We start from the raw sequence: 14,186 nt of genomic DNA, 5'->3' as shown, positions 1-14,186 counted from the left end.
CTGAGAAGCCGGCAATAAGTAGGTAAACGATGAAGCTTTGGAATTATGGCGAATTCAGTGAGATCGCCGTGGTTTTGTTGGAGCGATCTCAGCGGGAAGCCGGATGCGAACACGCGACACGACGTGGGTGGATTGAACGGCCGTCTGCGCGGTGGAACACCGGTTCGAGTGATCGAGCAACGCATCGGCCGGAGGTTCGTTGCTGGCCGGCTAGCGACCGACGACCGAGCGCAACGATCGTCTCGGGTAAGTGTGCGATGCAAATGGCATAACACGACCCTGAAGGGACCTTCGATCTTGCCGAAAACGGCCGTTCAAGGTGGTCAGTGACAAATAACCGAGGGTGGCCGCGCCGCGTCTGAGCGAGTCTTGCGCGGCGAGTGGTAGTAGACTGGGGGATCAGGAAATCTTGATCACAGCAATTCTGCCCGATCATCGTTTGATGGCAGGCCGGCGTTGCGCGGCGCTAATCATTTTGGCCGCCGGCCAAGCTCCTTGACGCTATATACGGCGTCGAAATCCGTTGAAGCCTCACCACTTATCGCGGGAAAGCAGCGATTCGCTAGACTGTTAGCCTTGCACACACCGATTCCGGCCCCCGATATGCTCGAGTTTCAAGTTCGAATCGAAGAAATGCCCAGGATCTTCCGAGGGTTTTCGGACGCCGTGGGGGAGGCCAGTTGGAACAAGGTCGTCCGCAATAAAAAGCAACACTCGCAGGCTAATCCATTTCTTCGCGAGTATTACGAGGGCGAGTATAGGGTCGCCTTTCAACTCGCCAAGTGCAGTGAGCTTTTGACTAGGTACGGCAAGTTGCCCGCAGCCGAACTTGCGCGGCTTCATCACGCATGTGGTTTCGCCGGTCAAACGCTGTCCATCTTAGAAAGCTTGCCTGCAAAATACCGTACCGCGTTCGCTGGAAGAATTCGAGGTGCGCTTAAAAATCCCGACGACATGCGGGGTTTGCTCCTCGAAATTGCCACGGCAACACATTTCGTCCGCCGCGGAAATCACGTCTTGTGGCCCGAGTTCCAAGCGGCCGACTCTCCAATTGCGGGGTCAACCTACGACCTGTTCATCGAGGACCTTGGTCCGAATGGGCTCGAAGTCGAATGCAAATCGGTCTCTGATGATAAAGGCCGCAAATTTCATCAGGAGGAACTGTTGGCTTTGCAGCAGTTGGTCAAGCGCAGGCTTGAACCTCTCATCAAGAGCATTAAAGCTGGTGTTGCCGTAATTCTCACGGTACCTGATCGTCTGCCAAAATCGCATCAAGAACTGGAGCTGCTGGCTAACCGCGTGCGAGACCACGCGCTGTCGAACGAAAGCAAAGTGTTCGACGATGGTTCGAGCGTGCGCGTATCCGATTTCGACATCGCCTTGTTGAAAGACATGCCGATGATTTCAAACTCCCCTGAGGTAAGGGCGGTGATAGAGAAGGTGACGGGTACACGAAACCGAAACGCTATGATTATTGGCCGACCGAACGTCGGTGCAATTGCATTCGTACCCCAGAGCGCTCAAGACGACAGCGTACTCGGAGCGGCGTTCGAGACGGCTGCCGATGCCGCGAAGCGGCAATTGACCAAAACACGCCCCGGCCTTCTTATTCTTGGCTTTGATGGGATGGAGGCAGATCGGCTGCGGGGTGTAGCTGAGGATGATTTTAACAATCCACAGAAGCCGACAGCGTTGCGTATTGGTGTCAGTCAGTTTCTTTCTGGAGAATCACGTGATCACGTGGTGGGCATAGGGTTTGTCAGTCGGAGCACGCTCACACCGCAAAGCGACGGTGCACTTGAGACTGGGGGCTCGATCTATAGCTTTCGTAAAGAGGAAAGCTCTCTGTGGCATAACGACTTCATCGATATTTTTGGTCAGGGACACGAATCCTCAGCCCAGCTCTAACCACGACTTCTACAGGTGCAAGCAGTATTTTGCTGTTGACGTGGTCGAAACTAAACTGGAATGTCCACGAACTCGAAAGCGCGCCGTGAGATTTCCGACACAGCACTCCTTGCGCCTGCTTCGTGATTTTCCCTCGCGACAAAGACCGGCACATACGACCCAACTATCCAAGCGCCTTATCACGTTCAGACAACAGCACAATCGCAGCTCCAGTCATGTGCAGCATGTAGGCGACCAAATCAGTCGGAACTTCAGTGGGTTCCGCACCCTGGCCGTGTCCAGCCAATTTGTTTCGCGCAGTCGGCACGCCGGATTCCAGCGTCGCGCGCAATGACGTGAAATGGCTTTGCCAAAAGTCTGGTACTAGCTCGTTGCCAAAGATCGCGTTGATTAAATCACCCGCAGTACCACGCCCGCCAACGCTCCAGCCCCGCTTACCGCAGATTACCTTCATCATGCTTTCAAATGCCTTGAGGCAATCGATCAACGCCTCCTTTGATCGCCCATGTCGGAAATGCTCGTGCGCAGCAAGATATTCTTCCTGTACTCCGTCATAACCCGGTGCGTTCAACAACTGGATCACGGGCTTGACTACCTCGGCATGAAGAAATTGCGAGTCGACTCGTATGATCTCGTCGTTCTCTAAGGCGTAGCCAACGCCGCACTCCCGAAATCGCAGATTGACTTCCTCAAGCGCCTCGTCAGCCAGTTGATCGTAGTTGTGTTCGCCACGATATCCGGACTTGCGTGTGAGCCTATCAATCGCCCGGCACGATACTTCCACAGCATCCAATAGCTGATCGATGTTCTGATGTCGGAGCAAAAACGCCCTAAGTTGCGAATAGTGCGCTTCTGACTCACGAGTAGTGCCCGGTAGGGAAAACCATCCATGTTCTCGGCAAAGTATATCGACGATCAGCTTATAAGTACCTTGTACATTTTTATAGCTATCGTAATATTCCTCAAGGCTCCCAAGGGCACCATCAAAAATATGAACTAGCTGTACCCGCAGCGCGTCGGGCAAGTCGTCGTACTGGTAGACGTCTACCACCTCCCTTTGCGCTCGCTTTTTCCGTTTCGAGTAAAGATCATATACGGGCATGTTCATTTTCCTGATGTGGGAACCGTGACGCTCGAGGCAGGACCTCAGGCTTGCGAGTGTTTGATTGTCATCGATATGGGAGGATCGGTCCAACGTCCGTAGCTGGCCGGCTGCCGCCGGACATGTATGGCTCGCGGTAGCCGTTGCATTTGACTAAACTCGTAAGCCACGCAGAAGGTAGTAGGAAAATCAGTGACATTTACTGTTGCAAAGCGCCAAAAGCGGCGCCGCAATGATGCGAAAAACGAGCGATAGCCAAATGCAACAGCGGTGACAGCGAGGAACGAATTAGCCCGTATGCGCTGCAATGTTTTAATTTGGGCAATGTGATTTGATGCCTTGCTCGTCCGGCTCAACATCTCCGAAGTCGACGACGAGCTTCTCCTTATTCAGCAAGACCTCCACGGATACTGTGTCGCCTTCGGCGGTAATCAGCGCGATCGCGTCGACACGCTTGCCGAACCCGTATACGCCTTCGCCCAAGGAGCGGGACATATCGGAATTATAGAAACGGAAATCTGCCCAAAACGTGCAGTGTGCGTCCATGTCGACCATTACAACGAAACCTGCGTCGTCGTCGCGAATTCGACCAGCGTTCGCAAACGAGATCTCGCCGATCTCGACGCGTACGATATCGGCCTGACAGGTCAACGGTGAGGTTCCTAGCGCTTGTGCTTGTTCCAATAATAGACGCTGCAACTGATGTTCCGCTTCAATATGTAATTGCCCGTCATGTAGCTTGGTCAGGAGGCGCTCCTGTCGCTCCCGCACTCGAGCCTCGCGGTCGGCGGCCATTGCATTCACAATCTGCAACGCCGTTGCGAGGCTATCGATCACGAACAGGCGGCCGTCGCCGGCTTCCTCGCAGAAGCGCTTCCAATCCCCGTCATTCGAAACGACAATGATGCCGCTTTTGGCAGCATCGCACCACGCCTTAATCCCCAACAGCGCGATAGCGTCGGGAAATTCATAGCGCTTATCCGCAGCGCCAAAAGGTGCCTTACCCTCGAAGTAGAGATCAAGGATGGAACCTATCTCAGCGTGGTCCGCAGTGACCACGCTGGCGCCTGTCTCCAGCAAAAATCGTTCAACCTGAAGTTCCGCGATCTCGGTTAGAGACACATCGCTTAACGCATCATCTAATGCCGTGGCCTCGTCCGCCGCGCCGGGTAAGCTCCGGAGTCGGCGAGCGATCTTTGGCCATGCGACCAGATCCGCTTCTATGGACTGCGCGATTTGCTGGCGAACTTCTCGAATGACAATCTCGGACAGGATCAACGTAAATCGCGAGTTCTTAAACTGGGCCAACTGGCCCAGTAATCCGTGATCTAACGCTAGGCGATGTTGACGAATGATGCTCGTATCAATGGTCATCATCCGAACTTGACCTTCCCGGACAAGCTCTTCCAGTTTTTTGAGGTCTACGATCGCCATAGGTCGGAGAGCTGTGTCAGAGATAAATGACATGTTACTTACTTGGCCGGATGCTGCAATATCCGCCGTGCGTTGACCGGTCACGCTCCTTGTGGAACGAGAGCCTGAATGCCGAACTGCTGATCCCATAGTCGCTCGCTTTGCACGAACTTACTCCAGCGGGCGAGCCACGCATCCCGAGTCGGCGCATCGGAGATGTCGGGCACCACGCCCTCCCATACATATTCGAGTCCCTGCTTCAGATCCTCGATAATTGCTGGCGCGGTGACGTCACACAGCACGAGATCCCGAAACTCGCTTGGTACCCGCCAGCGCTTGTCGTATGAAAGCTGCCGCCCCACAGATTTCAGCTTGTCACCAAGGCCCGCGGCGCGAGGGTCAATATCTGGGCCACCGGCAGCAAGAATTTCTTGGCGGTGCCGCGTGAACGTCACGGCAGAAAGCGACTGCTCTACAGCTTCCCCAGCCTCGTAACGTGTCAACGTCTGCCTCGCGGCATCTCCGATTGCAGCGGGATCAAATGAACCCTCGACGTTGAGTCCCACCGTACACCAGAACCAGTCAATAGCACCGCGCAACGATTCCGGGGTCCACGTGGCCGGATGAGATAAGCCGAGTTTTGCCAGCGTATCGGCGCCGAGAATGATTTCATTACGGTCGTGAGTGTCAATTGCATCGAGAAGCTCTTTCGCACGCGGCCGGATCGACGGCGCAACCGCATACTTGCTCTTCCCCTTGTTCATTTTCGCCACGACCTGATCGTACTTCTGATACTGACGGAACTCATCACCGGTCTTCAACGTAACGAGCAGGCCGCACGCATTGTTTTTTTCGCGAAAATCCACGTCGCGCACGAAGGCGTCGTGACGGCTGCTAAGCGCGCGCAGACTGTCGAATGCCTCGCGGGTGCGCTTCATCAGGTTCCGCTGAGCGTTGCGGCTCTTCGTCTCCGTGTGCCACGTCAACTCGAGTAGGTCGGTACTCGTGTGTTTGATGAAGTTGTCGATCTCGTCCTGAGAAAAGCCACATGCGGTCAGGGCAATCTTTGCCAACTGACCTGCGCACCGCTTTTCAAGCTCGATGTCGGCGGGACCCGCATGCGCATAGTTCTGCCCGATGGTCGCCGATGCCAGCGGAATCCTCACCGACGCCGTCGCGATCCATAATCCACCGGCCTGCTCAACCCAGTACCGTACCTCCATTTGCGCACCGGTGAGAGGGCTATTGACGTAGGTAACGGTCGGCTTACTTTTTTCACTGGAAAAGCGGCCGAGTGACATTTGTGCCAGACGCTTCCCGTGGTGGGTTTGATGCGGTCCAAGCGGTCCTTTGACGAGGAGAGTGTCGATCATGGCTGCAAAAAACTAATGTATTTGGTGGCTTCAACGCTTGCTGTCGCGCTGATAACGATAGACGTTGACGCGCGGAGCGCAGCTGCGCTGCCATCTATCAATCCGCGTCAGGGCAGGCGAGTCGACGGAATGGCGCCGGATCGCAATCGAAGCGTCCGCAGCGGCAACGCTCCGCAGCGAGCCAGTCTAGATGGATGTCGGCCCATCGATCCGGAAGCGGGAAGCAAAACCGCAGCTTGCCCCCATGATTTTCGACACCGACGAAATGCGGCTGATCGCCAGCCCAGATGCAGACAACACATTCAGTACCGTCTTTGAGGGAAAGCCGGATCTCTTCCCCCGGTGCTCTCAGCAGTGGAAGCCACGAGTCTCGTTCATGCTGAAGCTGGACCATTACCTTCATGGCCAGCGTCATGGCACCTAGTGGAACCTGAGGGACCGGTTTGAGTCGATACTCGGTTCCGCATACGTTGAACATCGCGGCGTGCGTCCAGACAGGTTTCGCATCTTCATAAACGGAAAAAGGCATACGCTCATCGCTAGAGAAAAGGCATAGCTGCCCTCCTGCCTGCGGACGGGCAGGTAGTTTCGGGCTTGAAGCCGATTTCGGAAGCGGTTCGCTCTTCGAGATAGACATGGTCGCGTCTAGTAGAAAAAGTAAGAAGCTTTCCGGGACCGTTGAGACTCCCGGATCGTCGAACAGGTCAAGCTGGGACGGCGCACCCAAGACGCACTCGCCCTCCTGCTACGTGCTTGCGCGAAGCGAATTGCTTACTGAGCCTCACTCTCCGTCAGCCTGCCGATTCCTTTCGTCAGAAATATCTCGCTTGGCGATCTGCTCGGCGATAAATTTTTCGACGGCCTCGCGCTCCCAATAGGAACTGCGGCCGATCTTGATTGGCTTACTCATCAGTCCGCGCTTGATCTGGAGGTAAAAGAACGATTTCTTCATGGACATAGCCCCCAGGATCTCGGGGAGGCGAAGCAGTTTCTTTTGCATAACAGTCATTTAGTAATCCTATTGATAAATAAACAGAAAGCTAAATTTCAACGTTTGTGGGAGCGATAGAGCGTCTGCCCCTCTCCAAGCCTCATTCAAGGCAATGGAAACCGCTTAAGAAATGTGAACTGAGCGGTTCAGGCGTGTGCAACGGAGGCTACTTTAGGGCGGGGGAGATCGGCGCGTTTAGGGCCGGTGCTGGAGTCGCAGCTAACCCAATGATTTAATTATTATTTTTCTTTTTTCGAGACAGGAGGCTCGATTTTGCGTGGAGCGTTTAAGCTATTGATTTTTAGAGAATTATTGCGCTCCGGCGAAAGTATCTCCATGTTGCGCTTGACGTTAGTGGGCGATCTGCGAGGCTACGTTCGCAATCTGCCCATCAACAAAATCGGCCCACACCTGCAAAATCCGTCGACGTTCATCAGCGTATTGCGCCCGGTTGTAAACACCTTTGATACCCTTGATTTCGTGCGCCAGGGCTTTTTCGATCGCGTCCGACGACAGCCCCATTTCGTGCAGATGCGTCGATGCCGTCCGCCGGAAGTCATGAAGGACGAAGTGCTGCACATCGAGACTGAGCGCACGCACAGCCTGATTCAGGGTGCTCTTGGCGATCGGCTTGTCGCCGCGCCCATATGAGGAAGGGAAAACGTATCTCTCACTTGCTGCTAGGCTCTGAAGTTCGCGCAGCATCGAGACTGCTTGCGTCGGCAGATAGACCCAATGCTCCCTCGACTTCTTCATCCTGGCCGCCGGGATTCTCCACACGGCCTCATCGAGAAAGAACTCGCTCCATTCAGCCTCCGTCAGTTCGGACTTGCGCGTCATCGTCAGAACCAACAGATGCAGCGCGAGCTTGTGCGTGCGCCGAATGTCGGAAGTGTGTATCGACCGTAGGACCGTCCCGATTTCCTCCGGAGACAAAACGCGGGTTCGGCTGCTCTGGGTGGCCACGAATCGTGCAACAACGGCCTGAGCCGGATTGATTGTTGCCAACTGACGGGCAACGGCGTATTCGAACAACCGCTTGATGACATTTCGAGTCGTCAGCGCCATCTTGGGCGCACCGCGTTTCTTGATTTCGTCGCAAATCGCCAGCACGTCGCCGGGCGTCACGTCTTCGAGCGGCTTGTTCCCGATCGCCGGATACACGTCCTTCTCGAGTACGCGTCTGACGGTGCGTTGATACTCCGGCGATTTGGTTGCCAGCTCGATCAAGTACCACTCTTCCGCGAACATCTTGACCGTATCGAGCCGCTTCAATGCGCCACGGTCTTTCTTGGCATCAGCGACCGGCGAAACTCCTTTGGCGACGATTTCGGCGTACTTGCGCGTTCTCTCCCGTGCGTCTTGAAGCGAGACGGCTGAATAGTCGCCTATGGTCAGAAGAGGCTGCCGACGGCCATGCAGGGAATGCCGGAATCGCCAGATTTTTGACCCTGACGTCATGACTTCCAACACGAGGCCATTGCCGTCCGCAACGAAGTAGCGCGCCTCTTTCGGCTTGAGCGATTTGATTCGGATATCGGTGAGCGGAACAACGATTTTGGGCATAGTTATGGTACACATTCCATAATGTTCGATCGAATGTGTACCATAATGTGAACCAATAAGTGCTGGATGTCAACGGATGACCAAGATCGAATGCGGACAATAAATTCATTAAATTCAACGAATTATCGCTCGTGTATGTCCCCTCGTGGACTCGCTTACACCAGTGAATCCGCCGCATCACTTGCCGATACAAAACCGGCTAAAAATCACCCCCAGCAAATCATCCGAAGTGAACTCGCCGGTAATCGAATTGAGCGATTCCTGCGCAAGCCGCAGTTCCTCGGCAAAGAGATCGAGCGATTGCGCATTCTGCTCCGCATGCGCCGCGGCCTGCGCGAGATGCTCGCGCGCGGCCCGCAGTGCGATCAGGTGACGCTCGCGCGCAAGGTACACGCTCTGGGCGTCGGCCTGCCAGCCCGCAATGCGCAGCAGTTCCGCGCGCAGCAGCGCAATGCCGTCGCCCTGTTTCGCCGAAAGCCGCACCTCGCGCAAGCCGTCGCCCTCTACGGGCGCGAGCGCGGATACAGCCGGCGCAACACCCGTCAGGTCGGTCTTGTTGAGCACGCGCACCACCGGCACCCCAGCCGGAAAGCGCGCTGCAATGGTCTCGTCGTCCGCGGTCATGCCCGTGCGTGCGTCGAGCAGATGCAGCACCACGTCGGCGCGCCCGATCTCGCTCCACGTCCGTTCGATGCCGATTTTCTCGACTTCGTCTTCGGTGTCGCGCAGGCCGGCCGTATCGATCACGTGCAGCGGAATGCCTTCGATCTGGATGGTCTGCGAAATCTTGTCGCGCGTGGTGCCGGCCACCGGCGTGACGATGGCGAGCTCCGCGCCGGCCAGCGCATTGAGCAGCGACGACTTGCCGACGTTCGGCTGCCCCGCGAGCACGACCGATAGTCCTTCGCGCAGCAGCGCGCCCTGCCGCGCCTCGGCGAGCACGTGATCGAGCTGCGCACGGATATGCGCGAGCTTGCCGCGCGCGTCTGCGGCTTCGAGAAAATCGATCTCTTCCTCGGGGAAGTCGAGCGTGGCTTCCACGAGCATGCGCAGCGTCACCACGTCGTCCACGAGCGCGTGGATGTCGCGCGAGAACGCGCCTTCGAGCGAGCGGCCCGCGGAGCGCACGGCCGCTTCGGTGCTGGCTTCGATCAGGTCGGCGACGGCTTCCGCCTGCGCGAGGTCGAGTTTGTCGTTGAGGAACGCGCGCCGCGTGAATTCGCCGGGTTCGGCAAGGCGCAGGCCGAAGGCGTGTCCCGCCTCGATGCAGCGCTGCAGGACGAGTTGCAGCACGATCGGGCCGCCGTGGCCCTGCAGTTCGACCACGTGCTCGCCCGTGTAGGAGTGCGGCGCCGGGAAGTAGAGCGCGATGCCGCGGTCGAGCGCCTCGCCGTTGCCGTCGAGGAACGGCACGTAGCTCGCGTGGCGGGCGGCGAGGGTCTGGCCGGTCAGGGCCTGCATCAGCGCCTCGGCTCCCGCTGCGCCGGCGCGGCCCGCCGAAACGCGCACGACGCCGATTCCCCCGCGTCCGGGCGCAGTGGCAATGGCGACGATGGGATCGGAGTCGGTGGCGAGCATGGCGGACGGGAAAGTAGAGGAGGGTGGCCGGCGCAAAGTGCGTGGAATTGTATCGCGGGGCGGCGCGGCGTCTTTCACGACCGCGCGCTGAGACGAATCCGAATCTATCTTGAATTAGCTAAGACTGGTCTTGTCGCACACCGTCAGAATTCGGCGAAAATGCGGGCCAAAATCTGTCGGATTGCCCGGATGGCAGGGGATTATGGCCATGAGGAAATACGCTGTCTAAATCGGCACACCGAGTCATTTACATCTTATTTAAGCTAAATATGGCGTGAACGGTTGTCATCTTCGTCGAAAGCCGATTGCACAATCCCGGTCATGCCAACCCCCGAAGAAAAAGCCGCCTTTTCCGAACGTCTCAAGTTCGCGATGAAACGCGCACCGGAAAAGCCACAGGGCGCCACCGATCTGGCCTTGCACTTCAACCTGCGCCACCACGGCGAGCATCCGGTTTCGCCGCAGACCGCGCACAAGTGGCTGAGCGGCCGCACCATTCCCACCGACGACAAGCTTCGCACCCTGGCCGACTGGTTCAAGGTCGATGTCCACTGGCTGCACTACGGTCCGCCGCCGGGCGGCACGCCGGCCGTGCCGAAGCCGTTGCGCCGCGACGAGAAGTATCCGCTGTCGCAGGAGAGCATCGAGCTCGCCTCGAAGATCGAAGCGCTGAGTCCCCATCACCGCTACCTGGTTCAGGAGCTGATTTCCGAGTTCTACGGCGACAGCGAGCACCGCTAGGCGCCATCAGTATGGCATCGTCGCCATAATAAAAAAGCCGCCCGGCTCGACGCCGGACGGCTTTTTTTCCTGAGGCATGCGCTACGCGTTTTAGCTGGCGGCCTTTTCCTGCTTCTTGCCCTTGCCCATCATGCGCGTGATGTAGTACTGCTGCGCGATCGAGAGCACGTTGTTCACGACGTAGTAGAGCACGAGGCCGGCCGGGAAGAAGAAGAACATGACCGAGAACGCGATCGGCATGAACATCATCATCTTGGCCTGCACGGGGTCCGGCGGCGTGGGGTTCAGGCGCGTCTGCACGAACATCGAGACAGCCATCAGCACCGGCAGGATGAAGTACGGGTCTTGCTGCGAGAGGTCGTGAATCCAGAGGATCCAAGGCGCGCCGCGCATTTCCACCGAAGAGAGCAGCACCCAGTAGAGCGAGATGAACACCGGAATCTGGATCACCACCGGCAGACAGCCGCCGAACGGGTTCACCTTCTCCGTCTTGTAGAGCTCCATGAGCGCGGCGTTCATCTTCTGCGGGTCGCTCTTGAAGCGCTCGCGCAGCGCCTGCATACGCGGCGTGATTTCCTTCATGCGCGCCATCGACTTGTAGCTGGCGGCGGAAAGCGGGAAGAACACGGCCTTGATGAGCAGCGTGAGCAGCACGATCGCCCAGCCCCAGTTGCCCACGTAGCTGTGGATCTTTTCGAGCAGCCAGAAGAGCGGCTTGGCGATGATCGTCACCCAGCCGTAGTCCTTCACGAGCTCCAGCCCCGGCGCGACGCCTTCGAGCATCCGCTCTTCTTCCGGACCGGCGAAGAGGCGGGCTTCGATGTTGTCGGTCGCACCCGGCGCGATCGCGCCGAGCGGCTGCTTCACGCCCACGCGGTAGAGGTCGTTGTCGAACTTCTCGACGTAGATGTCACGCTTCACGCCCTGCTGCGGGATCCACGCCGTCGCGAAGTAGTGCTGCACCATCGCAACCCAGCCGTTGTTGGCCTGGCTCACGTAGTCAGCCTTGTTCTTGTCGATGTCGCTGAAGGTGATCTTCTGGAAGTGGTGCTCGTTCGAGTACACCGCCGGTCCGATGAAGGTGTGCGAGAAGCGCGGCGTTTCCACCGGCTGGCTGTCGCGCACGAGCTCCATGTAGAGCGTGGGCGAAACCGGGGCCGTGCCCACGTTCTGCACCTTCGTATCCACGCCGATCACGTAGCTGCCCTTCGTGAACGTGTAGGTCTTCGTGACCTTCACGCCGCCCTTTTCGGGCGAATCGAGGCTGATCTGAAGCGTGCTGGCGTCGCCCGTCAGGTCGCGCGGGCCGGCCACCGGCGTGAACACGTCGGTGTGGTTCGGGAAGTCGCCGCCGAGCAGGCCCGTGCGCGCGAGGTACGTGTGGTCCTTCGTGTGGTCGAAGAGCGTCAGGTACTCGCCGGGCTGCTTGCCGTCGGTTTCCTTCACGAGCGAAAGCTTCACGAGCGAACCGCCGCGCGTGTCGATGTCGCCTTCGTACACGTCGGTGCGGAAGTGCACGAGCTGGGCGGCGGCTTCGGCCGGCTGGGCCGTGCCCGCCGGCGCCTGGCCTGCGGCGGCTGCCGGCAGGTCGGAAGCGGCGCCCGCTGCGCCGGCTTCAGGCGGCGCGCTGGCGGCGCCCTGCGTTTGCGTCGCGCTCGGGAAGAACATCGACGGGCGTCCGTGGTCGCGTTGCCAGTTGTCGTACAGCATGACCGCTGACACGAAGAAGATGACCCATAGGACGGTGCGTTTGATATCCATGCGTTGTCTCAGTGTCGATGGAGTGGCGCATCAGCGCTTGTTCGGGGTGACAGGCGGTACCGGATCGAAGCCGCCCGCACTCAACGGGTGGCAGCGGCACAGCCGCCGCGCGGCGAGGTAAGTCCCACGCGCGGCGCCATGATACTGGATTGCCTCGCGTGCGTAATCCGAACAGGAGGGATAAAAACGGCAGCGGCTGCCGAGCAGGGGGCTCACAGCCAGCTTGTAGAAACGCAGTAACGCGATCAGTACCGTTTGCATGGCGTGGCGGCCGGACTGCACCGCTTTGTAAGACTAACGTCGGAGCGCGCCCGCAAGCGCGCCTTATGCCTCTGGCTGCGGCGTAGCGCCGCGGCGGGCAACCTCGCGCGCCGCCTTGCCGAGCAGCATCTCGATCTCGTCGCGGCACAGCGCCTTGAGCGGCGGCGACGACGCGCCCGGCAGCGCCTTGCGGTCGAACTTCGTATGCAGGCGCAGCAACAGGTCGAAGCCTTCGAACTGCTCGCGGCGCACCCGAAACGCCTCGCGCGCGATGCGGCGCACGAGATTGCGCGTGACCGCGCGCGGCGCGTACTTCTTGCCGATCACGAGCCCGAGCCGCGCAGCGCCGCCGGTCGGCCGCCCGTACATCACGAAGTGCGGCGAGCGGCGCCACGGGCGCAAACGAAAAACGGATGAGAACTCATCCGTTTTCAGCAGCCTTGCGGCTTTCGGGAAAGCGGCTTGCGTTTGCGACGACATGCTGTGCCGATCGTCCCGAATCCGGTCCGAAACAGTCGCGGTGTCCGCCGTACCTGCGCTGGCTACGAGCGCGCGCGGCACTGCGGGCAACACAGCGGGTGACGATGTCACGCTCGCGCCTGCCTGACCGGAACGACCCGAACGACCCAACCGCGGGTGCCCGACTTAGACGGCGAGGCGCTTGCGACCCTTCGCACGGCGTGCGTTGATCACTTTGCGGCCACCGGCGGTCTTCATGCGGACACGGAAACCGTGGGTGCGCTTGCGACGGGTAACGGAAGGTTGGAAAGTACGTTTCATGTTGCTCTCACTTGTTGAGTTTGACCGCGGCGAGCATCGCGGAAAAAAGCAATGGCCGGTGGTACTAGGGATTGGTTTTCGCGGAACCCGCTATTTAAGCCGGTTTTTTGTTAGCCGTCAACAGGTTAGGACGCTCGAACGTGGGGACAGGTCCTGGCCGCGCGCCGCGCGCCGCGCTGATCCGTCCCTGTGGATAACTTCCTGGACGGGCAATTTCGGCGTTAGAATCTCGCCTATCCCAAGAATCCTGCATGCCTCTCCGGCCAGCCTGCCAGCCGCAAAACCCTTGCCGCGCGGGCTTCCGGAGCATTTGTCGTCGGCCGTCAGGGCCTCGCTGCAACGCCTTACGGTGCAGCAAGAGCGGCGCGGCGGCAACGCATGCAGACAAAACGAACATAGCAACTCGATGAACGATTTCTGGCAACACTGTTCCGCACTGCTGGAGCGCGAGCTAACGCCCCAGCAGTACGTGACGTGGATTAAACCGTTGGCCCCGGTTGCCTTCGACGCAGCGGCGAACACGCTGCAGATCGCCGCTCCCAACCGTTTCAAGCTCGACTGGGTCAAGAGCCAGTTTTCGGGCCGGATCTCCGATCTGGCGCGCGACTTCTGGCAGGCCCCGATCGACGTCCAGTTCGTCCTCGACCCGAAGGCCGGCATGCGCGCACCTGTGGCGGCCGCGCCGCGCGCGCCCCTCGCGGGCGGCGCCGAG

The 14,186-nt window shown here is 58.8% G+C and carries 14 protein-coding genes; 3 read left to right on the top strand and 11 right to left on the bottom strand.

Translation table 11 applies throughout. The features are described from left to right. The first annotated feature begins 633 nt into the window (after positions 1-633). Positions 634-1,908, top strand: coding sequence for a hypothetical protein (locus BFE01S_RS32360; RefSeq protein ID WP_169742692.1), 1,275 nt, complete (start codon positions 634-636; stop codon positions 1,906-1,908). Between the two features lie 163 nt (positions 1,909-2,071). Here BFE01S_RS32360 and BFE01S_RS32355 read toward each other — a convergent pair whose 3' ends face one another. The 7 genes from BFE01S_RS32355 to mnmE form a co-directional block, all read right to left on the bottom strand. Further along, positions 2,072-3,010, bottom strand: a complete 939-nt coding sequence (locus BFE01S_RS32355; RefSeq protein WP_028229067.1) for an STM4504/CBY_0614 family protein — start codon at positions 3,008-3,010, stop codon at positions 2,072-2,074. A gap of 312 nt (positions 3,011-3,322) precedes the next feature. Next, complete coding sequence (locus BFE01S_RS32350) at positions 3,323-4,444, bottom strand: PIN domain-containing protein (RefSeq protein WP_156967237.1); 1,122 nt, start codon at positions 4,442-4,444, stop codon at positions 3,323-3,325. 80 nt (positions 4,445-4,524) lie between these two features. Continuing rightward, on the bottom strand, positions 4,525-5,796 hold the full coding sequence (locus BFE01S_RS32345) for a hypothetical protein (RefSeq protein ID WP_156967236.1): 1,272 nt from the start codon (positions 5,794-5,796) through the stop codon (positions 4,525-4,527). 97 nt (positions 5,797-5,893) lie between these two features. Further along, positions 5,894-6,523 (bottom strand): hypothetical protein, encoded by a 630-nt coding sequence (locus BFE01S_RS44785; protein ID WP_156967235.1) that lies wholly within the window; start codon positions 6,521-6,523, stop codon positions 5,894-5,896. Positions 6,524-6,577: 54 nt separating this feature from the next. Beyond that, positions 6,578-6,805: a helix-turn-helix transcriptional regulator gene (locus tag BFE01S_RS32335; RefSeq protein WP_028229063.1), complete on the bottom strand. Its 228-nt coding sequence runs from the start codon at positions 6,803-6,805 to the stop codon at positions 6,578-6,580. 333 nt (positions 6,806-7,138) lie between these two features. After that, positions 7,139-8,353, bottom strand: a complete 1,215-nt coding sequence (locus BFE01S_RS32330) for a tyrosine-type recombinase/integrase (RefSeq protein ID WP_028229062.1) — start codon at positions 8,351-8,353, stop codon at positions 7,139-7,141. A 177-nt stretch (positions 8,354-8,530) separates the two neighbouring features. Next, positions 8,531-9,931, bottom strand: a complete 1,401-nt coding sequence (mnmE, locus tag BFE01S_RS32325) for a tRNA uridine-5-carboxymethylaminomethyl(34) synthesis GTPase MnmE (protein ID WP_028229061.1) — start codon at positions 9,929-9,931, stop codon at positions 8,531-8,533. Between the two features lie 321 nt (positions 9,932-10,252). Between mnmE and BFE01S_RS32320 the strand changes: the two genes are divergently transcribed. Beyond that, positions 10,253-10,672 (top strand): transcriptional regulator, encoded by a 420-nt coding sequence (locus BFE01S_RS32320; protein WP_028229060.1) that lies wholly within the window; start codon positions 10,253-10,255, stop codon positions 10,670-10,672. A gap of 90 nt (positions 10,673-10,762) precedes the next feature. Here BFE01S_RS32320 and yidC read toward each other — a convergent pair whose 3' ends face one another. The 4 genes from yidC to rpmH all read right to left on the bottom strand — a co-directional run bounded on the left by yidC (position 10,763) and on the right by rpmH (position 13,474). Continuing rightward, positions 10,763-12,433 (bottom strand): membrane protein insertase YidC, encoded by a 1,671-nt coding sequence (gene yidC, locus BFE01S_RS32315; protein WP_028229059.1) that lies wholly within the window; start codon positions 12,431-12,433, stop codon positions 10,763-10,765. A 30-nt stretch (positions 12,434-12,463) separates the two neighbouring features. Next, the gene (gene yidD / locus BFE01S_RS43630; protein WP_084170306.1) at positions 12,464-12,694 is read right to left on the bottom strand and encodes a membrane protein insertion efficiency factor YidD; all 231 of its coding nucleotides are present in this window, start codon (positions 12,692-12,694) and stop codon (positions 12,464-12,466) included. 63 nt (positions 12,695-12,757) lie between these two features. Next, entirely contained in the window at positions 12,758-13,174 is a 417-nt protein-coding gene (gene rnpA / locus BFE01S_RS32310) for a ribonuclease P protein component (protein ID WP_042339345.1), read from the bottom strand. A 165-nt stretch (positions 13,175-13,339) separates the two neighbouring features. Next, a complete protein-coding gene (gene rpmH, locus BFE01S_RS43625) occupies positions 13,340-13,474 on the bottom strand; it encodes a 50S ribosomal protein L34 (protein ID WP_026120950.1) in 135 nt (44 codons plus the stop codon). On the opposite strand from rpmH, the gene BFE01S_RS46100 reads away from it, so the two are divergent. Next, the coding region (locus BFE01S_RS46100; RefSeq protein ID WP_281177419.1) for a DnaA N-terminal domain-containing protein at positions 13,473-14,186 on the top strand (714 nt) is incomplete at its 3' end. The two genes, rpmH and BFE01S_RS46100, sit on opposite strands and share 2 nt — an antisense overlap.

It is taken from the genome of Paraburkholderia ferrariae NBRC 106233, assembly GCF_000685035.1.
GTDB lineage: Bacteria > Pseudomonadota > Gammaproteobacteria > Burkholderiales > Burkholderiaceae > Paraburkholderia > Paraburkholderia ferrariae.
Note: the sequence above shows the minus strand (reverse complement) of the source record. Positions and strands in the feature narration are given on the sequence as shown.

Excerpts from the sequence above, each read along its gene's own strand:
- BFE01S_RS32360 (WP_169742692.1), top strand. The coding sequence starts at position 634 with ATGCCCAGGATCTTCCGAGGGTTTTCGGACGCCGTGGGGGAGGCCAGT.
- BFE01S_RS32355 (WP_028229067.1), bottom strand. The coding sequence starts at position 3,010 with ATGCCCGTATATGATCTTTACTCGAAACGGAAAAAGCGAGCGCAAAGG.
- BFE01S_RS32350 (WP_156967237.1), bottom strand. The coding sequence starts at position 4,444 with ATGGCGATCGTAGACCTCAAAAAACTGGAAGAGCTTGTCCGGGAAGGT.
- BFE01S_RS32345 (WP_156967236.1), bottom strand. The coding sequence starts at position 5,796 with ATGATCGACACTCTCCTCGTCAAAGGACCGCTTGGACCGCATCAAACC.
- BFE01S_RS32335 (WP_028229063.1), bottom strand. The coding sequence starts at position 6,805 with ATGACTGTTATGCAAAAGAAACTGCTTCGCCTCCCCGAGATCCTGGGG.
- BFE01S_RS32330 (WP_028229062.1), bottom strand. The coding sequence starts at position 8,353 with ATGCCCAAAATCGTTGTTCCGCTCACCGATATCCGAATCAAATCGCTC.
- mnmE (WP_028229061.1), bottom strand. The coding sequence starts at position 9,931 with ATGCTCGCCACCGACTCCGATCCCATCGTCGCCATTGCCACTGCGCCC.
- BFE01S_RS32320 (WP_028229060.1), top strand. The coding sequence starts at position 10,253 with ATGCCAACCCCCGAAGAAAAAGCCGCCTTTTCCGAACGTCTCAAGTTC.
- yidC (WP_028229059.1), bottom strand. The coding sequence starts at position 12,433 with ATGGATATCAAACGCACCGTCCTATGGGTCATCTTCTTCGTGTCAGCG.
- yidD (WP_084170306.1), bottom strand. The coding sequence starts at position 12,694 with ATGCAAACGGTACTGATCGCGTTACTGCGTTTCTACAAGCTGGCTGTG.
- rnpA (WP_042339345.1), bottom strand. The coding sequence starts at position 13,174 with ATGTCGTCGCAAACGCAAGCCGCTTTCCCGAAAGCCGCAAGGCTGCTG.
- rpmH (WP_026120950.1), bottom strand. The coding sequence starts at position 13,474 with ATGAAACGTACTTTCCAACCTTCCGTTACCCGTCGCAAGCGCACCCAC.